Origin of the sequence: Bacteroides sp. An51A (genome assembly GCF_002161565.1) — a bacterium.
GTDB lineage: Bacteria > Bacteroidota > Bacteroidia > Bacteroidales > Bacteroidaceae > Phocaeicola > Phocaeicola intestinalis.
Map to the genome: position 1 here is coordinate 402,944 of NZ_NFIC01000004.1, position 22,848 is coordinate 425,791.

A 22,848-nucleotide genomic window follows, 5' to 3' on the forward strand; every position below is an offset into this window, starting at 1 on the left:
TTGTTTATTTAAAGGTTTTTGAAATCTGTTCACCCACACGTTTAAGAGCACCTTTGATGTCGGCATCGTGACTTATTCCTAACGTGGTATAAGCACCTCGGCAGGAAACTAAAGGGCGGTCGGTGTTGAAGTCGATGAAGTTGACCGTGATTACGGTTTCTTCTTGGCTTACAGCGACACCGAATGTCGCCAGCAATAACGCCGACTGCTCACTCTGTGTCAGTTCGTTAATGCGATATTGGTTTATCAATGTTAACCCCGACTGTTCGACAGCATCGTATAATTGTATCTGATATTGTACAAGTTCGGGGGGCATTCTGTACGTATCATCGTCTATAACCGCTACGTATTTATACTTAGATAAATTGACACCTTGTGAGACGACGGATTTAGATGTAGTACAGCTTGTCAGAATCATCAGTATACAGACACCGATGAATGTCGGGAGTTTTCTTAAAATGTTTTTCATCTTCATCGTTATAAAATTCTTGTTGACTTCCTAAGAATTTTCATTTGTATTACAGGAAACGTGAGCCAACTATGCCACGTCTTTACTTGGAGGTCGTAGGAAACCTTGTATACAGATGTAGTTATAGCAGCCCACGCTATAGCGTCAGAACCACCATGCCATCTGAATATGCAATTTGAAAATTTCCTATGTTTCCAAATACTTGATGCGCATAACGTTTCTTCTTTTTCTCGCATGTTTTGGGAAAGAGTTGGTTCTACCAGAATACAAAGATAGAAGATTTTTACGATAATCTCCTATTTTCAAAAGTTTTTTCCCTGAAACACGAAATTAGTTCCTGCTTTATGCGAGCCAATAGTCAAGAATGTACAATGAGCAAGGCGCATTGGTTTTATCAGTGTATATCTTTTGATAAAAGGTTGCTGCTATTATCTTCTTGCTTCAACACAGATAGCTTCGTCTGCTGTAAGATTAATAATCTTGCGCTTGTAAGATTAATAATCTTGCAGCCTGAAGATTAATAATCTTACAGCGGATGCACCTATATTCCTCCGCATAGACAACCGCAAACAACACGATATTTCCATGCGCGAACTGGCACATGCGTATACCGAAGACACACAAGTGAAATGGAACGGCGTGTTGGGACGTATGGAACTGAAAGCGGAAAACGATGTCAAGCTACAACAAGTAAACGTGTATCCGGACATCGCAGGCAAGCGGATAAAAGTAAAAGCCGTCCTGGTGCGGACCAATCCCCAAACCACCCAGGCAGAGGTTACCTTACAAGTCAACTGCGCTGAGACCGGCAAGTCATACGAGCCGCAAACCTATCCGGCCGCATTCCCTCATGATACGGTCTGCATAGAAAAAGAATATGCGCTGGACGAAGACATGCGCCTGTGGGACGAGTTCTCTCCCGCCCTCTATACGTTGCACGCAAGCTGCCACACCCGGCAGGGTACAGACCGCTATGAAACCACTTTCGGCATGCGCGAGATTGGGCATACCGACGGTTATCTTACCATCAACGGCAACCGGATATTCCTGCGCGGAACATTGGAATGCTGCATCTTTCCGCTGACCGGAACGCCTCCGACCGATGAAGCCGGCTGGGAAAAAGTATTCTCTACCGCCAAAGCATTGGGACTGAACCACTTGCGTTTCCATTCGTATTGCCCGCCCGAAGCCGCTTTCAAGGTAGCAGACCGCATGGAATTTTACCTGCAAGTGGAATTGCCCAACTGGTCACTTACGGTAGGAAAGGACACCGCCACCAACCGTTTCCTATACCAGGAGTTCGACCGCATCATTGCCGCGTATGGAAACCATCCTTCTTTTTGCATGTTGAGCGCAGGCAACGAGCTGCAGCCCGACTTCCAGTTCCTGAACGCATTTGTGGGCTATATGAAACGACAAGATAACCGCCACCTGTATGCAACCACCACATTCACTTTCGAGCAAGGGCATGGCACACAACCCGAACCGGAAGACGACTTCTTCGTTACCCAATGGACAGACAAAGGATGGATACGCGGACAAGGCGTATTCGATGCCGAAGAACCCAACTTCAACAAAGACTACCGACAGGCGGCAGAAGGCATAAAAGTCCCGCTGATTTCGCACGAGATAGGACAATATTCGGTATATCCGGACATGAAAGAAATCGGGAACTACACCGGCACCTTGGAACCGCTCAACCTGAAAGCCATCCAAAAAGACCTGGAAAAGAAAGGGCTTGCCGGCAAAGCCGAACGTTACCTGCAAGCTTCAGGCAGATTTGCAGTACAACTCTACAAAGAAGAAATCGAACGTGCCATGAAAACACCGCAATTCAGCGGCTATCAACTGCTTGGCCTGCAAGATTTCCCGGGACAAGGCACGGCACTCGTCGGTCTGGTCAATGCGTTTTGGGAATCGAAGAAACTGACCGATGAACGTTATTTCCGTCAGTTCTGCTCACCGGTCGTCCCGCTCGCCCGTTTCGAAAAAGCTACTTGGACAACCAACGAAACCTTTGCCGCACAAGTGGAAATAGCCAACTATTACAAAGAAGACATCCGCGGCAAGCATATCCTGTGGCAATTGACAGACAAGACCGGATATGAAGTGGGGCGAGGGAAACTGGATGCCGGTACCTTCAAAAAAGGAACCGTCACTTCCGCAGGTGAAATACACGCCGGATTAGAGAAAGTGCGAAACGCAGCCCAGCTCTACCTGAAAGTAACCATCGAAGATACAGATTGGGAAAACAGCTGGTCGATATGGGTATATCCTCCACTTAAGGAACTGAATGCCGGTGATGTTGTGCTGACTCAAGACATCAGCCAGGCACTGTCGGCTTTGGAAGCAGGGAAAAAAGTCCTGCTCTCTCCACGTCCCGATAAACTGGAAGGATTGGAAGGCAAGTTCCTTCCGGTGTTCTGGAGCCCCGTCCATTTCCCCAAACAGGCAGGAACCATGGGCATACTTTGCGACCCCAAACATCCGGCACTTCTGCATTTCCCTACCGAGATGCATAGCGACTGGCAATGGTGGAACCTGGTCAAACACTCCAAGGTATTGGTCATGGATTCGTTGCCCGATTTGCAACCTATCATAGAAGTAACAGACAATTTCGTAAACAATCGCCGACTGGCCTCCGTCTTCGAAACTAAATACGGAAAGGGCAAACTCATCATGAGTTCAATAGACCTCTTGTCGACTGAGAGCAAACAGAAACCTGAGGTAAAGCAACTGTTCTATAGTCTGACACAATACATGAATTCGGCAGACTTTGTCCCCACCGGAACCGTCAGCAAACAAGACCTGCTTTCTTTTTTCAGCAAGCAGAACAAAGGTGTTGAAAAACGGACAGATGCCCGTTCGATTTACGAAGAATAACTGACAAGAATTAAGAAGCTGTTTTGAATTTATCGTGCGATGATTTGGGATGAGTTTTTGAGGCATTTCCGCTTCTGTGATGAGGAAGATAGCGGGCTATCTGACGAAGAACAGGAGCGAAAAGGACCAAAAAATCGCCCAAAGCACACACGAAAACGGATACATCAAGCCAAGAAAAACTTTTTGGAGAAATTCAAAACAGCTTCTAAAGCCTGTTTCAAATTCAAAATAGCTTCTTAACTGAAAGGATTTTCCACAAGAAGGAGACAAAGGCCGCCCCTGCTATCAGACAGGGCAGACTTTGTCTCCTTGTCTTAATTACTTTGCATTTTCTTCTCCAGCCACCAATACAATCTCCCCAAACAGAGAAGTGCCACCAGCGTAGGCAGGAAAAATAGGACAGCATTGACTGAAGGCAATGCAAACGACAACGAATGCCACCAACGAACTATGGATGCGCCATACAACTTAACAACATAATAGGTCACACCACAGAATGTGCACAAACAAAATACAGCCAATGCCCACCAAAGACGGTGTTCCTCCCGACGTTCACGTGCAAAGGCCTCCTCGCGCACCTGCTGCATCATACGATATGTAAAATTACTTGGCAAGCGGTATGACGATTGTTTGCCCAGTGCTTTTTTCAGTCCTTTATCTGTTGTCATAGCTTATTTCTCCTTTGTTCATTAATAGATAGAGTTTCTTGCGTATACGGTGCAGTTTCACCTTGATATTGCTAACGCTTTGGTTCAAGATATGCGCTATCTCATCGATATTCTTCTCTTCTTCGTAAAAAAAAGTGATGATGGCACGTTCTTCGGGAGCAAGCTGTTGCAAGGCTTCCTGAAGACGGGCAACACGGTCTTCCGAATCGTCATCCAGTGCTTCGTCCACCTCTGTTTCGGAAACCCGCTCCCATTGCTTATCATCTATCGCCAGCACTTCTTCACGCCTCTTACGCAATGCCGAAAGCGCGGTATTGTAGGCAATGCGGTATATCCACGTAGAAAAACTGCTGCCTCCTGTAAACGAGCCAAGGTGGCGGAAGGCTTTCATGAAAGTGTCTTGCGTCAGCTCTTCGGCGTCTTCCGGAGATGATACCATCCGGACAATCAACGTAAAAATCTGTTGTCCGTATGTATCTAGGAAATAAGCGAAAGCTTCGGTTTTCCCCGCCAACACCTGTGCGATGATATGTGACTCGTTCGTATTCATTTCATACTTTTAGACGCAAACAGAAGAAAGAGGTTACAACTATCGGTGAAAAAAATTCTCGTATATGATAGTCCAATAGTTCTATATACACCATTTCCCTCCAACGCGATATTCTTCCTTTATAGCTTTATATATCTGCAACTGGCTACATATATATAAAGCAATGACCATGCAAGTATCTTTAAAGGCAAAGACAAGTATATGCTTGTTTCTACTGGAAGTTTGCGGACATTCTTTTTCATAAATATCTTTATCATTTGGTGTAACCTTCCGCATCCACTTGCGTCTAAAGAAACAAAGAAACAAAATAAAACTGATAATAATATGGATGAATTAATGATTGTTGCCAATGTGGCTATTATTTTTGGAGTGATGTACAAGTTGTTCGAACTTTATGCCAAACGGAAAGAACGAATCATGCTGATTGAAAAACTACCTCCCGAATTGCTGGACAAAGAAAAAGTGAAATATCCGAATTCTTCTTCTCCTTCGGGTTTCTTCTCTGCCCTGCGCATGGGCTGCTTGTTCTTGGGCATCGGACTGGGTCTAATTGCCGGCTATTGCATCGTCTACAACACACAACCGGCATATTTCTCAAACTACGACCATCATGTAAACGAAACCGTTTCCCTTATCTATGGAGCCAGCGTCCTGATAGGCGGAGGCATCGGACTGATAGTCGCTTTCCTTGTAGAACTGAAGCTGAATAAAAAGAACGAAGAATAATTAAGAATGAAGAATTAAGAATGAAGAAACAACGTTCGGCGTTAGCCAATCCCATGCAGGCGAAGCGATTCTTCATTCTTAATTCTTCATTCTTAATTCTCAAAGAGTTTCCCGTTGATGTAGAGGTTCTTCATCGTGATATCGCTCACGTTCTCGATGCGGTTCCCGTTCTCCTTTACATTATTAAAGTGACAATCCTCCAGCGATACATTGGATACATGCTTGTCATCGTCCAGCCCGATAGCCACGATGCCGTAGCGGCTCTTTTCGCAGGTCACGTTCTTCAGGTGGACATTGCGTACCGTCGGGTCAAAACCCCGGTTGCATTGCTCACGGTCTTCATAACGCAAGTTGATACGAAGCACAGCCTCGTTGCACTGTCCTACTTTGATATTCCGCACAAATACATTCTCTATCACACCACCTCGACAAGTGCTGGTTTTAATACGAATCACCCGGTCCAATTGCGGACTGTCCATCACGCAATCTTCCACATACAGGTTGCGGTATCCGCCCGATATCTCGCTTCCGATAACCACACCTCCGTGCCCGTTCTTCATCTCGCAATTCCGCACGACGATGTTCTCACTCGGGATGTTCCATTTGCGCCCGTCTTCGTTCCGTCCCGATTTAATCGCAATGCAATCGTCTCCCGTATCGAAACGGCAATTCTCTATCAGCACGTTCTTGCACGATTCGGGGTCGCATCCGTCCCCGTTCGGACCGCGGTTGAATATCTTCACGCCCCGTACAATCAGGCTCTCGCAAAACAAAGGATGGATGACCCAAAAGGGCGAGTTCAGCAAAGTCACATCTTCTATCAGCACGGTATTGCACGAATAAAAATTAACCAGTTGAGGTCGCAGTCCATCTTCAGGAGTCATTACACGTTCGTAAATCGGACGTTTCAGTTCGGCATATCCCATCAGACGCTCGCGGCTTCCTAACTTTTGGCTGCGCATCCCTTCCTTCCAGCCATAACGGGATGCACCACACATATACCACCAATGTTCGTTCGAGCCTTGCCCGTCAATGATTCCCTTACCGGTCAGCGCGATATTCGTTTCGCCATACGCATAAATCAACGGATGAGCATTATAGCAATCCAATCCTTCCCAACGGGTAATAACTGCAGGGAAATAAAGTTCTTGAACGGTAGAAAACTTCAGTATAGCCCCTTCCTCCACATGCAGGTTTACATTGCTTTTCAAGGTTATCGGACCGGTATAAAACGTTCCTTTAGGAACTAATACCGTGCCTCCTCCTTCCTGGCTACAAGTTATAATCGCCTGATTGATAGCTTCGTGGCAAGGTTCTTCGGGTGTATCGGGCCTTGCACCGAAATCTACGATATTGTACACCCTGTCAGGAAAATGAGTGAGTTTGATTTGTTGTTCGATTTTTACCGATTGGGCAAAAGCCTTATCAAAGTCAACAGGTTCGGAAGCCTGCAAGGAGAAACCCGCAAAAGCCAGCAGGGAAATCAATAATGTTTTCATAAATAATTCATTATTTGGTTAAGATCAGGAGTTAAAAGGGAGTTGCTTCAAGGAGTTAGAAGCCAATACTTTTACTTATGCAAGCCATAACCGGATATTAGCTTTTAACTCCAAGCCCGTTTCAGCGGGCGATAACTCCTTCTCACTTCTTTAACTTCTAATTTTAACTTCTAATTATATCGCTTAATTCTTCTTTTCTTTCAACAAATCACGTATCTCGGTCAACAACTGGATATCTACCGGAGGAGCAGGCGGAGTCTTTGTCTCGGCTTCTTTCTTCCGAGTCAATGCATTGATGCCTTTCACTAAAAAGAATACCGCCAAAGCGATAATCAGAAAATCGAAAGTCACCTGGATAAAGTTTCCATAATTAAGCGCCACTTCGGGAGTGACCACTTCTCCGTCTTTCACTACCGCTTGCTTGATAACCCACTTCAGGTCAGAAAAATTCACACCTCCCACCAGCAGACCTATCGCCGGCATTATTACATCGCCTACCAGCGATGACACGATCTTGCCGAAAGCACCGCCAATAATGACACCTACCGCCATGTCGATGACATTTCCCCGCATGGCAAATTTCTTAAACTCGTCGAATGTCTTTTTCATCTTGCTCCGTTTTTGAATCCGTTTACGTGCACAAAGATAATAAAATCAAACACAGGAAACAGAAATCAGGCAAGAAACTTTGAAATGAAAGAGAATACTCGTAGCTTTGCACCGCTATTTTCCTATGATTATGAACCGGAACAGAAGACTATACACATTAGGACACATACTATTGATGTGCCTTGCATTAATCCTACCGCAAAACCTGTTGGGAATAGAAACGGAAACAACATTCCGTATTACCGTCCTGAAGTCGAACGGACAACCCCAGCCGGGCATAATTCTGAAGATTTCCGGACGAAGCCAGGAGTATACCGGGGATGCACAGGGAATCATTACCTTCCGGTATGCCACCGAAGATAGTTATACCCGTACGGCAAACTTATATTTTCCAACCGACCGCAATAAATCGGTCGCCTCGTTCGCCCTTGAAGCTGAAAACGCTACCCGGACATTCTATCTGGACAGCCCACAAGATATTGTAGCATTCAAGCAAAGCCAGCAGACCTTCCCCGTCGAAGGCATTGTAAGTTCTGATACCGGTGAACCGATAACGGGAGCTATCATCAGCATCCTGGGAACAGGACGGCGAACTACGACCGACGAAATCGGATTATTCCATATCGATGCCGACTTCAACCATCCGGTGACCGTGCGTGCCGACGGGATGGACAACCTCTCTATTCCCATCCAACAGTTCCTGCAATACCCGAACGAACCACTCCCCATCACAATGTATGCCAAAAGTTCGGTACGTATCTATGCCTCTGCCGAACAGATGCCCGAATTTCCAGGAGGAATGAAAGCCTTTACAAGATATGTAAAAAGGAATTTGAAATACCCCGAACGTGCCAAACGGGACAGTCTGGAAGGAGTAGTGGCAATACAATTCGTCGTAGAAAGAAACGGGCGGATCACCTCACCCACCATTGTACGTAGCCTGGAGCCTACAATGGACACGGCGGCACTAGCCCTTATCCAACAAATGCCTCGTTGGATTCCGGCAAAAGACCACGGAATCACAGTACGCTGCAAATACTCGGTACCCATACAGTTCAAAATAGAACGTCCGAAACCTATACAGCACCGACCAATACCAGCACAAGCCGACAGCATCTTGCACCGCGACACGCTGACTGTTGACTCGCTCCGCACCGATTCGCTTGCCATAGACTCCTTGCACATGCTCCGGAAAGTATTGGCGGATTCGTTGCGTACAGATTCAATCCGGCTACAAAAAGACTCGTTATCTTTACCAGCCGACTCACTGAACATCGGGGTCGACTCGTTACTTCTGAAGAAAGACAGCCTGCTGCTACCTACCGACTCCATCGCACCGAAAGACTCGCTGGAACAAATTTCTACCGGTCAGCAAGCAACGGAACAAAAGCCTAAGAAACGCAACATCTTTGTCCGCTTCTTCCGTTGGCTGTTCGGAATCAAGGATAAATAAGAGCACATAACTGCCTTGCTTGTAAGAAGCTGTTTTGAATTTATCGTGCGATGATTTGGGATGAGTTTTTGAGGCATTTCCGCTTCTGTGATGAGGAAGATAGCGGGCTATCTGACGAAGAACAGGAGCGAAAAGGACCAAAAAATCGCCCAAAGCACACACGAAAACGGATACATCAAGCCAAGAAAAACTTTTTGGAGAAATTCAAAACAGCTTCTAAGATTATTAATCTTCATGCCGAAAGATTAATAATCTTACAAGCGATGCAACTATTGCGAAAACATAAACGCATACGGCTTCATCGCCTTACGAAGCAAGTTTCATCAACCGACACATACAGCTTCGCAGGCAAATGAAGCCGTATACGTTAAAACTCCCATTCAAGTCCATCCTGCCCTAGTTCAAAATATGGTATATAAAAACCAATATTTCCCCCTCTACCACACGAAAAAGACGTACTTTTGATACAAAAACAAAAACAAAAACATCTTTTATGAAACATACGAAACCAGTCTGGCTTGCCATGGCATTTAGCTTTAGCTTATTTACCGCCTGTGCGGATACATCCCCTAAAACTGAGCAAGAAAAGCCCGGACAAGAAGAACCTGAACCGGAGCCGGACGAAGAAGAATTGCCCGACTATCCCGCTCCCGACCGGAACGCAACCCCCGCCTTTCCTTATGCTTTCGGAGCCGGACGCTTTACTTCCGGAGGAGCGGAAGGGAAGGTATATACCGTCACTTCCCTTGCCGATGACGGCTCTACGGGCACCTTGCGCTGGGCATTGAACCAATCGGGCAAGCGTACCATCGTCTTTGCCACGGGCGGGCTTATCGAATTAAGCCAAGAGCTTAAAATCAATCATGGAGATGTAACCATTGCCGGACAAACCGCACCGGGAGGAGGCATCTGCCTGAAAGGGCATCCGGTTGTAGTAAATGCAGATAATGTCATCATACGGTTTATCCGTTTCCGCATGGGATCGGACAACCTGACGGAAACCGAAGCCGACGGAGGCGATGCCGTGTGGGGCAGAGGACGGAAAAACATCGTGATAGACCATTGCTCGATGAGCTGGAGCACCGACGAGTGTGCCTCTTTCTATAATAACGAGAACTTCACCCTACAATGGTGCATCATCAGCGAAAGCCTTACGCTCTCCGAGCATAGCAAAGGAAGGCATGGGTACGGAGGCATCTGGGGAGGAGAACCTGCCTCGTTCCACCATAACCTGCTGGCACACCATAGCAGCCGTACGCCCCGCCTTTCGGGAAGCCGCACCACGGGCAATCCCGATAAGGAGCAAGTCGACCTGCGGAATAACGTATTCTATAATTGGGGACCGACCAACGGAGGCTATGCGGGCGAAGGAGGCTCGTACAATTTCATCAACAACTATTACAAGCCGGGACCTTCCACCTGTACGAAGAAAGGCATTGTCAACCGCATCTTCCAGCCTAACGGGGATGACGGAAGCCAGCAAAACCCGAAAGGCGTATGGGGAACCTTCTACGTAAACGGAAACTATTTTGATGATACCTGCCCCAACTTGCCCGAGAACTACAAAAAACTGATAGCGGAAGTCAATGCAGATAACTGGTCGGGCATACATCCCAATGAAAACAATTGCCCCTTGCCCGAAGGAGGCATCGAAGCCATCCGGTCGGGAGAAGCCTTCCTCATCACTCCCGATGCGGACGAATATACCCAACCGGCACAAGATGCTTACGATTGGGTATTGGCTCATGCGGGAGCATCGCTCGTCCGGGATGATGTAGACGCGCGTATTGTCGATAACGTGCGCCAAGGGAATTATACCGCCGAGGGAAGCAACGGAAGTTCGAATGGATTGATAGACCGTGCCGAAGACGTAGGCGGATGGCCCGATTACGCACCGGGCACAGCTCCGGCAGACACGGACGGAGACGGCATGCCCGATGCATGGGAAGAAGAACAACACTTGAACCCGAACGATGCTTCGGACGGAGCCAAATACAACCTCAGCCCCTATTATACCAACTTGGAGGTTTACCTGAATAGCTTAGTAGAAGATTTATATCCTAACCCTTAATACCTTATTATATATGAACCTGAAAAGAGAACTCGGAACAGCCGCCTGCCTGATTGCGCTCTCGTTATGCGCCTTACCGGTATCAGCATCCACCGACCGCGTACCGGCATTCCCCGGAGCCGACGGTGCGGGGAAATATACTACCGGCGGAAGAGGCGGAAAAGTATATACCGTCAATTCCTTGAAAGACGACGGGTCGGAAGGCACGTTGCGCTGGGCAATCCGCAAGAAAGGACCGCGCACCATCGTATTTGCCGTAAGCGGCATCATCGAACTGCAATCCCCACTCTATATCAATAACGGAGACCTGACCATTGCCGGACAGACCGCTCCGGGCGACGGCATCTGCCTGAAAAACTATACGCTGGGAATCAAGGCGGACAACGTCATCATCCGCTTCATCCGTTCGCGCATGGGAGCGGACATCAAGCAAAAAGGGAACGATGCCATGAACGGATTCAATAACCACCGGGATATCATCATCGACCATTGCTCGATGAGCTGGAGCACGGACGAATGTGCCACGTTCTACGATAACCGGAACTTCACGATGCAATGGTGCATCGCCAGCGAAAGCCTGCTCAACTCCATCCACGAAAAAGGCAAGCACGGCTATGGAGGCATCTGGGGAGGACAGCCCGCCTCGTTCCACCACAATCTGCTGGCACATCACTCCAACCGCACGCCCCGCCTATGCGGAAGCCGCTATACAGGCAAGCCCGAAGAAGAGCGGGTGGAATTGTTCAACAATGTCATCTACAATTACGGAAGTGCCGGAGCATACGCGGGCGAAGGAGGTTCGTATAATTTCCTGAACAATTACTATAAGCCCGGTCCCTATACCGCTACGGTCTCCTCATACAAACGTTTGTTTACAGCATATCCCGATGACGGAACGAACTCCAATACAAAAGGTATTCACGGTGTTTTCTATCTGAACGGGAACTACATGGATGATTCATGCACCAAGCTGAGCGAAAAGCAACGGAAAGACATGCAAAAGGTGAACAAGGACAATACCGTAGGGTTGATTTTAAAAGACAAAACCGCAGACAAAACAACTTACTTATCCGATTCCCCCTTCGATATAGCCGAACATACTTCGCTCCAACCGGCACACGAAGCTTATGAAGCCGTATTGCAATACGCAGGAGCTTCTTTCAAACGGGATGCATACGACCAACGTATCGTAGACGAAACCCGGCAGGGCATCTATCATTATGAAGGAAGCCACGGAAGTACTAACGGCATGATAGACCAACCCAGCGATGTAGGCGGATGGGATGAATACCAGTCTGACATTGCTCCTATTGATACTGACTCCGACGGGATGCCCGATGAATGGGAAAAACAACACGGCTTAAACCCCAATGACGCCTCGGATGGGGCTGTTTACAGCCTGAGTACCGACTATACCAATCTGGAAGTTTATCTGAATAGTTTAGTTAACCATTTATATCCGAAAAACTGAGAAGTAAGAGTTAAGCCATGAAAAACCAATTACTATGCCTGCTGATATGTGGACTGGCAAGTTTCGCACACGCACAAGATATCCCCTCACTAAAAAGTATGGATGACGGCATCCACCACTGGAATCTGGGACATCCCGTCCGCAACTATGCCCGCTATGCCCCTGAACAGTACAAGGAAATAGCCAACAATTTCATTGCTTACCAGAATCAAGACGGCGGATGGCCCAAAAACATCGACTGGCTGGCCATTCTGCCGCCCGACTCGGTATACAGCACATTAAGCGACCGATACAAACGCAGTACGCTGGACAACCGCAATACGTACTCACAAATCGATTATCTTGCCCATGTATATACGCTGACCAGACAGGCACGCTACAAAGATGCCGCTCTCAAAGGGTTGAGCTACCTTCTTAAAACTCAAAAGAAAAACGGAGGCTGGCGCGGCTGGGACGTAGATGCCATCACATACAATGATGAGGTGACCACTGGTGTACTGGAACTCTTTTTACGCATCAACGAAGGAGATATCCATTACACCTGGCTGGACGACACAATGAGAAAAAAAATCCACCAGGCATTTTGGAAGGGAATCGACATGATTTTGCATACTCAATATGTACAGAACGGCACCAAAACTGTATGGGGACAGCAACACGACAACAAGACATTGCTCCCTACACATGCCCGCAGCTTCGAACTTCCGTCATTGGTTTCGAGCGAAAGCTGTAGTATCCTGCGCCTGCTGATGCACATTCCTCACCCTACACCTCCGGTCATAGATGCCGTAAAAGCCGGCATATCCTGGCTGGAAAAATCAGCAATCCAAGGTATCCGCATCGAAAAGGTTCCCATAGACAAAACGCAAATCACCAACGCAGAATATCCCTACGACAGAATTGTCGTGGAAGACGCTAAAGCTCCACGCATCTGGGCCCGTTTTTACGAACTGGATACCAACCGTCCCTTCATGGCTAACCGCAATGGGAAAAAAGTCTATCAGCTGAAAGATGTAGCACCCGAACGACGGGTAGGCTATGCATGGTACACATACGTTCCCGAAGCCATCTTACAAGCTTATCCGGCATGGATAAAAAAAATAGAGGCAGAACAGGCATACACAGGCTACGAAACCATAAACGATATGCCTATCTTCTACCAAGAACTGAAACAAACACTCACCTATCCACTGGCGTGGGGCAATGCACCAGAAAAAGATTTCAGCCGCTGGCGTGAACAGGCACGCCGGAAATTGCTGGAATGCATGCAGCCTGCACCTCCCGAATCTGCCTTCGATATGAAAGTCATCGAGAGTGAGCAACGTGAGGGCTATACGGCACAAAAAATCGTATTTAACATTTCCAAATGGTCTCGCGTGCCGGCATACCTCTTGGTACCTGAAGGAAAAGGTCCATTTCCTGCTATCCTGCTACTACACGACCATGGTGCACATTTCACCATCGGAAAAGAAAAGATGGTACGTCCGTTTCACGTATCAGAAGTCGTACAAGCAGATGCAGACGATTGGGTAACACGTTGCTACGACGGACAATACGTAGGTGATTATCTGGCACAACACGGATACATCGTGCTGGCAGTAGATGCCCTGTTCTGGGGCGAACGCGGACGAAAAGAATATCCACGCTACGATTCGCAACAAGCTTTATCTGCTAATTTGCTTCAGATGGGCATGTCATGGGGAGCACTCATCACGTGGGACGATATCCGAAGTGCTGAGTTCTTGAGTTCTCTTCCTAATGTCGATAAGGAAAAAGTCGGTACAATGGGCTTCTCTATGGGAGCACATCGGGCATGGATGACCATGGCGGCTACCGATGCCGTAAAAGCCGGAGCTGCCGTATGCTGGATGAATACCACCGATAGTCTGATGACTTTAACCAACAACCAGAACAAAGGTGGTTCGGCATACGCCATGATTATCCCGAACCTCCGGCGTTACATGGATTATCCACACGTAGCAAGCATCGCCTGTCCCAAGCCGATGTTATTCACCAACGGACTGAAAGACAAACTTTTTCCGGTAGACGGGGTAAAGTCTGCATACGAAATCCTGCACAAAGTATGGGAAAGCCAGGGAGCCGATAAACACCTCCATACCCAACTCTACGACTTGCCCCATTTCTGCAGCAAAGAAATCCAGCAAGCCGTATTAGAGTTTTTCAATAAAGAATTCAACCATTGAAAACATATACCATCATTTTATGAAAAAAGTTCATTTGTTCTGCATCTTACTGACAGTTCTGTTCCTGTCAGCATTCAAGTCAGACCGGGTTATCACGATTTTTATGATAGGTGATTCCACCATGGCCAATAAATCGTTGGATGCCGGTAATTTAGAACGAGGCTGGGGACACGTTTTAGGAGGATTTTTCACCGAAGACGTACGCGTAGACAACCATGCTTTAAACGGAAGAAGCTCGAAAAGTTTCATTGACCAAGGACACTGGGAAGAAGTGGTAAACAAAATCCGCCCAGGTGACTATGTATTTATCCAGTTCGGACATAATGACGAGAAAACGAACCCTGACCGTCATACCGAACCAGGTACAACTTTCGATGAAAACCTCCGGAAATTCGTACGTGAGACACGCGAAAAAGGAGGTATTCCCGTCTTGTTTAATTCTGTAGTACGCCGCAATTTCGGTGAAAACCCCAATGCGATTGCTGCTGATGACCTCCGTCCCGAAAAGACAGATGCCATCGAAGAAGGAGATACGCTGATAGATACCCATGGAAAATATCTTGACTCGCCACGCAATGTGGCAAAAGAACTGGATGTAGTATTCATCGATCTCAACCGTGCCACAAAGGAACTGGTAGAATCAATGGGCGTAGAAGGTTCAAAAAGACTTTTCATGTGGATTCCGGCAGGTGTTTCACCCGCTTGCCCCAAAGGACGCCAAGACAATACCCATTTCAACGTATACGGTGCCAGACAGGTAGCCAGACTTGCCGTACAAGCCATCGAGAAGCAAATTCCCGAATTGGGCAAGTACGTACGTTATTATGATTTTGTAGTAGCAAAAGATGGTAGCGGCGATTTCTTCACCGTTCAGGAAGCAATTAATGCCGTACCCGATTTCCGCAAAAAACATCGCACTACCATTCTTGTACGGAAAGGCGAATACAAAGAACGTGTCATCGTCCCTGCCTCAAAAATCAATGTATCACTTATCGGCGAAGAGGGAGCCATAATCACTGATGACAATTATGCCTCGAAGAAAAATATTTTCGGCGAAGAAATGTCTACCTCCGGTTCATCTACCGTCTACATTTACGCTCCCGACTTTTATGCCGAAAACATCACTTTTGCCAATACGGCAGGAAAGGTAGGACAAGCTGTAGCATGTTTTGTCGACGGCGATCGTGCCTATTTCCGGCATTGCCGTTTTCTGGGCAACCAAGACACACTCTACACCTATGGCAAAGAAAGCCGACAATACTACGAGGAATGCTACATAGAAGGCACTGTCGATTTCATCTTTGGCTGGAGCACTGCCTTATTCAAAAATTGCGAGATACGAAGCTTAGGTGATGGCTATGTGACCGCTCCCTCTACCGACCAAGGGAAAGACTATGGATATGTATTCTGGAACTGCCGCCTGACTTCAGACAAGGAAACCAGCAAAGTTTATCTGGCTCGTCCGTGGCGTCCCTATGCCCAAGTGGTTTACATAGAATGCGAATTGGGCAAACACATTGTTCCGGCAGGCTGGAACAACTGGGGTAAAGCATCGAATGAAAAAACCGCGTTCTTCGCTGAATACAAAAGCACTGGCGAAGGAGCAAGCCCAAATACTAGAGTACCCTATAGCCACCAACTGACTGACATCACAAGATACCAGCCCGAAAAGGTATTGGCAGGAAACGATGGATGGAATCCTCTTAAAAATGGCAATGCCCTATTGACAGACATCAAGCGGTAACTGTAAGAACTAATCAGGAGTTAAAAGCCCAAACCTACAAGGTTATTGACTTTTAACTCCTGATTAGTTCTTACAGTTATACGACTTTTATTCGCACGGATTCCAATTTCCTGACATAAAATAAAAACGGTCAAAAGTTATGTCATTTACCTCTTTTTCGGTCAACTGCTTTGCCCATCCGACCCGTTGGCCGGTTATTGCACCTTCACCGGTGTTTCCGTATTCAGCATAACGAGCAGTCTTTTCATTTTCCTTATTATTCCAATTGTGCCAGCCTGCCGGAACAATGTGTTTGCCCAACTCGCAATTCATAAATACGGTAGAAGCATACGGACGCCACGGACGTCCCAGATAGACTTTATTTACACCGGCATCGGCAGTCAGTTTGCACTTATTAAACACATAACCATAAGAAATATAGGCAGGAGTAGAAGCTGCTGACACATACGAATTGGCTTTACTGTGAATGGTACATCCCTCGAACCAAGCAGTAGAAGGACCAAAGATGAAATCGGTAGTTCCCTCTATGTAGCACCCTTCGAAATAAAGACGAGTTCCTTCTGTCCCCGTATAGACTGTATCTTGATTGCCCAACAACCGGCAATTATAGAATCTTAAGCAATCCCCTTCAGTATGCAAGGCTACAGCCTGTCCCAAGCGGGGTGCATTATTCTCAATAGTTATGTTACGGAACGTGATGTAATTGCCCTCTACTTTCACCGTATAGGTTCGGAAAGTACCCATTTTGTTCATATTGGCATGATCGGCATTCGTTATTATTGTCTTGCCAGCATCTTCACCGATAATCTCAATGTGCTGAAGCCACGAAGGCACAACCAGCTTTTCACGATAAACACCATTCTTGACATAAATCTTTACATCATAATCCATAAAAGCTCTTGCCGACTCCAAAGCATCCTTTAAAGTAGTAAAGTCGCCCGAACCATCCTGAGCCACCATCAACGTTCTAGGTTCGGCAAAACGACGTTGCTCCTTAGGAAGACTTTCCCATTCCAGGCTTGCCAGAATAAACGGTCCAACAGCCTTCGGGTCGTTGTCACGAATCTTCTCATTTATATAATAGGTATAATCACCCGACCGGTAATTCTTGCCTCCCAGTCCGGCAACTGCGCAAGCACGGGTTATCGACACCAACTCATTTTCGTCCACCTTTATAAAATGATTTAAAATGCCTTCGTAACCTTTACGCGCCGTATTGAAATAAGAAGAACTGATATATCCCTTACGCACTGCTTTCAAGAGGGAATAGACAAACATCGTAGAGCAGGACGACTCCAAATAATTTCCTTCATCACCACTACGATCCATCACCTGATACCACAATCCTTCCGGACTTTGATATTTTTTCAACGTCTTGGCAATGTGGTTCAGTATCACCAGCAATGAGTCACGTCCCGGTTCATGCATCGGAAGATAATCAAGCACATCAACGATTGCCATTGTATACCATCCCAACGCACGTCCCCAGCAATGCTGCGACTGACCGGTAGTCTTATCCGCCCATTTTTCTGTCTTACTTACATCACAAGCATGGCGGAACAAGCCCGTCTCTGAATCGTACGTATGACGCGCAGCCAACTTTATCTGCTTGATAACCTCTTGATAATCTTCCGGTTCATTATTCCGGTAAGCATACTCCACCAAATAAGGAACCCCCATATAGATACCGTCCAACCACATTTGGTGAGGATATACTTTCTTATGCCAAAAGCCTCCATCAGCATTGCGAGGCTGTCCGTCGAACTGTGTGCGAATCAAATCCAAGGCTTTCTTGTACTTCGGTTCCTTAGTCTGTTCATAAATGCGGAACAAGAATTTTCCGGAATTGATACGGTCCAGGCTATATTCTTCTACCTTGTATTTCTTGATTGTCCCGTCTGCATTAACCATCGTATCGGCATAAGCCAAAGCATACTCGAAAAAACGGTTGTCGCCATAACGGTCGTACACATCCAACATAGCCCCTAATTCCAGCCCATGACAATAATCCCATTTCAATGACGGTTGGAAATCAAGTTGCCACGACTCAGGATTTCTTACCATTTCCGACTCTGCCATACGGACAGACCAAGGCTTCTGCGGCTCGAAGGAATCGGTCTTTGCCTGAATTTTACCCAAAGTTGCCAACACAACCCCCAACATCATAACTAAAAAGCTCTTGTTTCTCATAACGTGTTTTTTATTTGTTTTTGCATGAATGCCCACACTCCCTTAACAGTTACAAAAGTAAAGAAAAAGTAGATGGGCCATGTGGATTTTCTGGGCTTAAAAGTGGATTATTTATTCAAGAAACAAGAATTATCGTGTACGATAACGGAAAATTTCGACAAATACTGCAATTTCTTACCAAATCAATTGCAAATTAAAAGAAAAGACCGTACATTTGGTGCAATTACATTCATTATTAACCTTATAAACGTATTTATAGTAAAGAGAAACGTAACGTATGGAACAGGTTTTTAGCTATATCATCGGTCTGGGAGCAGCGGTGATGATGCCTATTATTTTTACAATTTTAGGAGTATGTATCGGAATTAAATTCGGGAAAGCACTCAAGAGCGGATTGCTCGTCGGAGTCGGTTTTGTAGGATTATCGGTAGTGACCGCTTTGTTGACAAGCAGCCTGGGAGAACCACTGAAAAGAGTCACCGAAATCTATGGGTTAAGTCTAGGTATCTTCGACATGGGATGGCCTGCTGCTGCATCAGTTGCATACAACACATCTGTAGGTGCTTTCATCATTCCTGTATGCCTTGCAGTCAATATCGTGATGTTGCTGACCAAAACAACCAAAACCGTCAACATCGACCTGTGGAACTATTGGCACTTTGCTTTTATCGGTGCTGTGGTCTATTTCGCATCAGACAATATCTGGTGGGGATTTTTTGCCGCCATTATCTGCTACATTATTACTTTGGTAATGGCAGACCTGACCTGCAAACAATTCCAGACCTATTACGACAAAATGGACGGCATCTCCATCCCTCAACCTTTCTGCCAGGGTTTTGTACCCTTTGCCGTAGTTATCAATAAGGCACTGGATAAAATTCCCGGATTTGAAAAATTAAACATCGATGCGGAAGGCATGAAAAAGAAATTCGGCATCATGGGTGAACCTCTTTTTCTAGGTGTCATCGTGGGATGCGGCATTGGTGCATTAGCTTGTGAAAGCGGCAAGCAGCTGGTCGACAACATTCCTGCCATTTTGGGACTGGGCATTAAGATGGGAGCTGTAATGGAATTGATTCCACGTATCACTTCATTATTCATTGAAGGATTGCGCCCAATCTCGGATGCCACCCGTGAATTAATTGCCCGCAAATTCAAGAATGCAAGCGGACTGAACATTGGTATGAGCCCTGCATTGGTCATCGGCCATCCTACAACGCTTGTTGTCTCGTTGTTACTGATTCCTGTTACTTTATTTTTATCGGTTATACTTCCCGGAAACCAATTCTTGCCGCTTGCCTCGCTGGCTGGTATGTTCTACTTGTTTCCGGCGGTCCTTCCCATCACTAAAGGCAACGTATTGAAAACATTCATCATCGGCCTGGTAGCTTTGATTGTAGGACTCTATTTCGTTACCGATTTGGCTCCTTTCTTTACCCAAGCCGCACAAGACGTATATGCAAAGACACAAGACTCTGCCGTAAAAATACCCGAAGGGTTCCAAGGAGGTGCACTCGACTTTGCCTCAAGCCTCTTCTCATGGGCTATTTTCCACCTTGTATATAATATGAAGATTGTAGGTTCTATTATCCTTGTTGCCTTTACACTGGCTTTGGCAATCTTTAACCGACGCCGGATTATCAAGGAAAGCCGCAACGCTGAATAATCAATAAAAAACAAACTATAAAAAACGAAAGCAACATGAAAAAATTAGCAATTGCAATGATGTTAGGTGCAGCCGCTTTATCGGCAAATGCACAAGTAAACGTACGCATGCAAACGGCATGCAACCCCCAAGATGTAAAAACATACGACACACAAAGACTTCGTAACAGTTTCATGATGGAAAAAGTAATGGTTGCCGACCAAATCAACCTGACTTATTCCATGTACGACCGCTTCATCTTCGGCGGAGCCGTTCCCGCAACCAAAGAACTGACACTGGAAACCTTTGATGCACTGAAAGCTCCTTATTTCCTGTTCAACCGCGAACTGGGAGTCATCAACATCGGTGGCGAAGGTATCGTAACCGTAGATGGCAAAGAATACGAACTGGGATTCAAAGAAGCCCTGTACGTTGGCCGTGGAAACAAAAATGTGACATTCAAGAGCAAAGATGCCAGCAAGCCTGCCAAGTTCTATATCAACTCGGCACTGGCACATAAAGAGTACAAGACACAACTGATTACCATCGACGGACGCAAAGGCTCTTTGAAAGCCAACTCATTCCCTGCCGGAAAAATGGAAGAAAGCAACGACCGTGTCATCAACCAGCTGATTGTGAACAACGTACTGGAAGAAGGCCCGTGCCAACTCCAAATGGGATTGACCGAACTGAAACCCGGCAGTGTATGGAACACCATGCCTGCACATACCCACAGCCGCCGCATCGAAGCGTATTTCTATTTCAACGTTCCTGAAGGCAACATGATTTGCCACTTGATGGGCGAACCACAAGAAGAACGTCTGGTATGGCTTGCCAACGAACAGGCTATCATGTCACCCGAATGGTCTATCCATGCAGCAGCCGGCACCAGCAACTACATGTTCATCTGGGGTATGGCTGGTGAGAACCTGGACTACGGAGATATGGACAAGATTTCTTACACAGAAATGAGATAAGCACCCTCCCGTCATTTATTAACTAAAAACTATCTAAACGATAAAAACAAGATTCAATACCATGAACAATTCAACTAATACCGGAGCGAAGATGAGCAATTACCGCTGGGTAATCTGTAGCATGCTATTCTTGGCTACTGCAGCAACTTATATGGACCGCCAGGTTCTATCGCTTACCTATAAAGACTTTATCGCTCCCGAACTGAACTGGTCGGATGCCAATTATGGAACCATCACGGGTGTATTCTCGTTAGTTTACGCCATCAGTATGCTGTTCATCGGAAAGTTTATCGATAAAGTAGGTACGCGCCGCGGTTATCTCATTGCCTTCGGCACATGGGTAGTGGGTGCATTCTTACATGCTTTTACCGGCATACTGACCAATGGCATTGTAAGTGGCGACTGGATGTTCACTTTCGGAGCCGCACGCGAAAACCTTGCCGCCATCAAAGCTACTGGAAATATCGCACTGGCGGTATCAACTGTCAGTGTCTGGCTGTTTGTATTCATGCGGTGCATTGTTGCCATCGGTGAATCGGGCAATTTCCCTTCAGCCATCAAGATTACTGCCGAATATTTTCCGAAGAAAGACCGTGGCTTCGCTACCGGCTTGTTCAATGCAGGTGCACAAGTAGGTGCTCTGGTAGCCCCGTTCATCATACCGGGCATTGCACGTGCTTTCGGCTGGGAAATGGCATTCATCGTAATGAGTGGAGTCGGGCTGCTCTGGATGATTTTGTTCTACAAATTCTACGACAAGCCACGTGACAACAAGCATGTGAACAAAGCTGAACTTGAATACATCGAACAGGATGCAATAGCCGAAAATACGGTCAGCAAAGACAATAATGACGGACCGAAAATCGGACTTTGGAAATGTTTCACTTTCCGCCAGACATGGGCGGTCATCTTCGGACGTTTCCTGCCCGATGGTGTATGGTGGTTCTTCCTGTTTTGGGCTCCGGCATATATCCGTGATGTATACGGATACAGTTCAGACTCTACCATGGGAATGATGCTGATTTTTACACTGTATCTGATTTCGATGTTGTCGCTTTACGGAAGTTATCTGCCTACATTCTTTGTTGAAAAGCAAAAAATGGACCCCTATAAAGGCAGAATGAAAGCCATGCTGATTTTCTCGTTCTTCCCATTGATAGGTTTGTTTGCCCAGTCGACCGGTGCAGCTTCTTGCTGGTATCCGATTATCATCATCGGTATCATCGGTGCAGCACACCAGAGTTGGAGCGCAAATGTCTATTCAGTAGTAAGTGATATGTTCCCGAAATCGGCCGTAGCTACCGTTACAGGCATCGGTGGTATGGCAGGTGGTGTAGGCTGCTTGCTTTTCAACCAGTGCTCGGGTTTGCTATTTACTTATTCGAAAGAAACCAACATGTCTTTCCTTGGTTTTCAGGGTATCGATGCCGGCTACATGATTGTATTCATCGTAGCATCGCTCGCCTACCTGTTCAGTTGGATTATGATGAAGATCATGGTACCTAAATATAAACTGGTAGAAGTATAATCCGCCAGACGGATTTAGAAACCGTTTCTAATTTTTTGCACATTTTGGTTTTCATTTTCGGTGTGCCTGCACTACTATTGTTCTCATAGTATGCAGGCACGCTTTTTTCAGAAGATATTCTTTGAGTCCCAGAACACATTCACAGACTGAGTCCCAATACA

18 protein-coding genes and 1 pseudogene are annotated in these 22,848 nt (G+C 46.4%); 13 read left to right on the forward strand and 6 right to left on the reverse strand.

Annotated elements, in window-relative coordinates; translation table 11 throughout:
* Positions 1-4 precede the first annotated feature (4 nt).
* A complete protein-coding gene (locus tag B5G04_RS10170) occupies positions 5-469 on the reverse strand; it encodes a hypothetical protein (protein WP_013619197.1) in 465 nt (154 codons plus the stop codon).
* 585 nt (positions 470-1,054) lie between these two features.
* Between B5G04_RS10170 and B5G04_RS10175 the strand changes: the two genes are divergently transcribed.
* Together B5G04_RS10175 and B5G04_RS19815 are read left to right on the forward strand one after the other, a co-directional pair.
* Complete coding sequence (locus tag B5G04_RS10175) at positions 1,055-3,352, forward strand: glycoside hydrolase family 2 (RefSeq protein ID WP_087397021.1); 2,298 nt, start codon at positions 1,055-1,057, stop codon at positions 3,350-3,352.
* A gap of 39 nt (positions 3,353-3,391) precedes the next feature.
* The gene (locus B5G04_RS19815; protein ID WP_158100082.1) at positions 3,392-3,592 is read left to right on the forward strand and encodes a hypothetical protein; all 201 of its coding nucleotides are present in this window, start codon (positions 3,392-3,394) and stop codon (positions 3,590-3,592) included.
* Between the two features lie 74 nt (positions 3,593-3,666).
* Here B5G04_RS19815 and B5G04_RS10180 read toward each other — a convergent pair whose 3' ends face one another.
* Both B5G04_RS10180 and B5G04_RS10185 read right to left on the reverse strand, forming a co-directional pair.
* A complete protein-coding gene (locus tag B5G04_RS10180) occupies positions 3,667-4,020 on the reverse strand; it encodes a hypothetical protein (RefSeq protein WP_022039609.1) in 354 nt (117 codons plus the stop codon).
* Positions 4,007-4,570: an RNA polymerase sigma factor gene (locus B5G04_RS10185; RefSeq protein WP_087213288.1), complete on the reverse strand. Its 564-nt coding sequence runs from the start codon at positions 4,568-4,570 to the stop codon at positions 4,007-4,009. The genes B5G04_RS10180 and B5G04_RS10185 overlap by 14 nt, the downstream gene beginning before the upstream one ends.
* 324 nt (positions 4,571-4,894) lie before the next feature.
* Here B5G04_RS10185 and B5G04_RS10190 point away from each other — a divergent pair, with 324 nt between their 5' ends.
* On the forward strand, positions 4,895-5,296 hold the full coding sequence (locus B5G04_RS10190) for a DUF6249 domain-containing protein (protein WP_022039611.1): 402 nt from the start codon (positions 4,895-4,897) through the stop codon (positions 5,294-5,296).
* A gap of 92 nt (positions 5,297-5,388) precedes the next feature.
* On the opposite strand, the gene B5G04_RS10195 is transcribed toward B5G04_RS10190, so the two are convergent.
* The gene (locus B5G04_RS10195; protein WP_087397023.1) at positions 5,389-6,795 is read right to left on the reverse strand and encodes a glycoside hydrolase family 28 protein; all 1,407 of its coding nucleotides are present in this window, start codon (positions 6,793-6,795) and stop codon (positions 5,389-5,391) included.
* Between the two features lie 183 nt (positions 6,796-6,978).
* Positions 6,979-7,404, reverse strand: coding sequence for a large-conductance mechanosensitive channel protein MscL (gene mscL / locus B5G04_RS10200; RefSeq protein ID WP_022039613.1), 426 nt, complete (start codon positions 7,402-7,404; stop codon positions 6,979-6,981).
* 208 nt (positions 7,405-7,612) lie between these two features.
* Here mscL and B5G04_RS10205 point away from each other — a divergent pair, with 208 nt between their 5' ends.
* From B5G04_RS10205 to B5G04_RS10225, 7 genes and pseudogenes are all read left to right on the forward strand, one after another.
* Positions 7,613-8,857 (forward strand): TonB family protein, encoded by a 1,245-nt coding sequence (locus tag B5G04_RS10205; RefSeq protein ID WP_239414077.1) that lies wholly within the window; start codon positions 7,613-7,615, stop codon positions 8,855-8,857.
* A 50-nt stretch (positions 8,858-8,907) separates the two neighbouring features.
* Positions 8,908-9,213 (forward strand): hypothetical protein, encoded by a 306-nt coding sequence (locus B5G04_RS19820; RefSeq protein WP_158100083.1) that lies wholly within the window; start codon positions 8,908-8,910, stop codon positions 9,211-9,213.
* Between the two features lie 137 nt (positions 9,214-9,350).
* The gene (locus B5G04_RS10210; protein WP_087397025.1) at positions 9,351-10,928 is read left to right on the forward strand and encodes a pectate lyase; all 1,578 of its coding nucleotides are present in this window, start codon (positions 9,351-9,353) and stop codon (positions 10,926-10,928) included.
* A 13-nt stretch (positions 10,929-10,941) separates the two neighbouring features.
* Entirely contained in the window at positions 10,942-12,399 is a 1,458-nt protein-coding gene (locus tag B5G04_RS10215) for a pectate lyase (protein WP_143270455.1), read from the forward strand.
* Positions 12,400-12,497: 98 nt separating this feature from the next.
* Positions 12,498-13,457: pseudogene (pelA, locus tag B5G04_RS20515) on the forward strand (pectate lyase); the annotation flags it as partial.
* Between the two features lie 33 nt (positions 13,458-13,490).
* Positions 13,491-14,603, forward strand: a complete 1,113-nt coding sequence (locus tag B5G04_RS20520) for an alpha/beta hydrolase family protein (protein WP_239414079.1) — start codon at positions 13,491-13,493, stop codon at positions 14,601-14,603.
* 19 nt (positions 14,604-14,622) lie between these two features.
* Positions 14,623-16,347 carry a pectinesterase family protein gene (locus B5G04_RS10225; RefSeq protein ID WP_087209237.1) on the forward strand — a complete coding sequence of 575 codons (1,725 nt, stop codon included), beginning with the start codon at positions 14,623-14,625 and terminating at the stop codon, positions 16,345-16,347.
* A gap of 87 nt (positions 16,348-16,434) precedes the next feature.
* On the opposite strand, the gene B5G04_RS10230 is transcribed toward B5G04_RS10225, so the two are convergent.
* Complete coding sequence (locus B5G04_RS10230; RefSeq protein WP_087397027.1) at positions 16,435-18,537, reverse strand: pectinesterase family protein; 2,103 nt, start codon at positions 18,535-18,537, stop codon at positions 16,435-16,437.
* A gap of 277 nt (positions 18,538-18,814) precedes the next feature.
* On the opposite strand from B5G04_RS10230, the gene B5G04_RS10240 reads away from it, so the two are divergent.
* The 3 genes from B5G04_RS10240 to B5G04_RS10250 all read left to right on the forward strand — a co-directional run bounded on the left by B5G04_RS10240 (position 18,815) and on the right by B5G04_RS10250 (position 22,687).
* Entirely contained in the window at positions 18,815-20,203 is a 1,389-nt protein-coding gene (locus tag B5G04_RS10240; protein ID WP_022039621.1) for a PTS transporter subunit IIC, read from the forward strand.
* 35 nt (positions 20,204-20,238) lie between these two features.
* Positions 20,239-21,159: a 5-dehydro-4-deoxy-D-glucuronate isomerase gene (kduI, locus tag B5G04_RS10245; RefSeq protein WP_022039622.1), complete on the forward strand. Its 921-nt coding sequence runs from the start codon at positions 20,239-20,241 to the stop codon at positions 21,157-21,159.
* 61 nt (positions 21,160-21,220) lie between these two features.
* Positions 21,221-22,687: an MFS transporter gene (locus B5G04_RS10250; protein WP_191764811.1), complete on the forward strand. Its 1,467-nt coding sequence runs from the start codon at positions 21,221-21,223 to the stop codon at positions 22,685-22,687.
* Positions 22,688-22,848: the final 161 nt, after the last annotated feature.

What these genes read in the sequence shown, in the direction of transcription:
- B5G04_RS10250 (WP_191764811.1), top strand. Translation starts at nt 21,221, where the DNA reads ATGAACAATTCAACTAATACCGGAGCGAAGATGAGCAATTACCGCTGG.
- B5G04_RS10195 (WP_087397023.1), bottom strand. Translation starts at nt 6,795, where the DNA reads ATGAAAACATTATTGATTTCCCTGCTGGCTTTTGCGGGTTTCTCCTTG.
- mscL (WP_022039613.1), bottom strand. Translation starts at nt 7,404, where the DNA reads ATGAAAAAGACATTCGACGAGTTTAAGAAATTTGCCATGCGGGGAAAT.
- B5G04_RS10215 (WP_143270455.1), top strand. Translation starts at nt 10,942, where the DNA reads ATGAACCTGAAAAGAGAACTCGGAACAGCCGCCTGCCTGATTGCGCTC.
- B5G04_RS19815 (WP_158100082.1), top strand. Translation starts at nt 3,392, where the DNA reads ATGATTTGGGATGAGTTTTTGAGGCATTTCCGCTTCTGTGATGAGGAA.
- B5G04_RS10175 (WP_087397021.1), top strand. Translation starts at nt 1,055, where the DNA reads ATGCGCGAACTGGCACATGCGTATACCGAAGACACACAAGTGAAATGG.
- B5G04_RS10185 (WP_087213288.1), bottom strand. Translation starts at nt 4,570, where the DNA reads ATGAATACGAACGAGTCACATATCATCGCACAGGTGTTGGCGGGGAAA.
- B5G04_RS10240 (WP_022039621.1), top strand. Translation starts at nt 18,815, where the DNA reads ATGGAACAGGTTTTTAGCTATATCATCGGTCTGGGAGCAGCGGTGATG.
- B5G04_RS10190 (WP_022039611.1), top strand. Translation starts at nt 4,895, where the DNA reads ATGGATGAATTAATGATTGTTGCCAATGTGGCTATTATTTTTGGAGTG.
- B5G04_RS10180 (WP_022039609.1), bottom strand. Translation starts at nt 4,020, where the DNA reads ATGACAACAGATAAAGGACTGAAAAAAGCACTGGGCAAACAATCGTCA.
- B5G04_RS10230 (WP_087397027.1), bottom strand. Translation starts at nt 18,537, where the DNA reads ATGAGAAACAAGAGCTTTTTAGTTATGATGTTGGGGGTTGTGTTGGCA.
- B5G04_RS19820 (WP_158100083.1), top strand. Translation starts at nt 8,908, where the DNA reads ATGATTTGGGATGAGTTTTTGAGGCATTTCCGCTTCTGTGATGAGGAA.
- B5G04_RS10170 (WP_013619197.1), bottom strand. Translation starts at nt 469, where the DNA reads ATGAAAAACATTTTAAGAAAACTCCCGACATTCATCGGTGTCTGTATA.
- B5G04_RS10225 (WP_087209237.1), top strand. Translation starts at nt 14,623, where the DNA reads ATGAAAAAAGTTCATTTGTTCTGCATCTTACTGACAGTTCTGTTCCTG.
- kduI (WP_022039622.1), top strand. Translation starts at nt 20,239, where the DNA reads ATGAAAAAATTAGCAATTGCAATGATGTTAGGTGCAGCCGCTTTATCG.
- B5G04_RS10210 (WP_087397025.1), top strand. Translation starts at nt 9,351, where the DNA reads ATGAAACATACGAAACCAGTCTGGCTTGCCATGGCATTTAGCTTTAGC.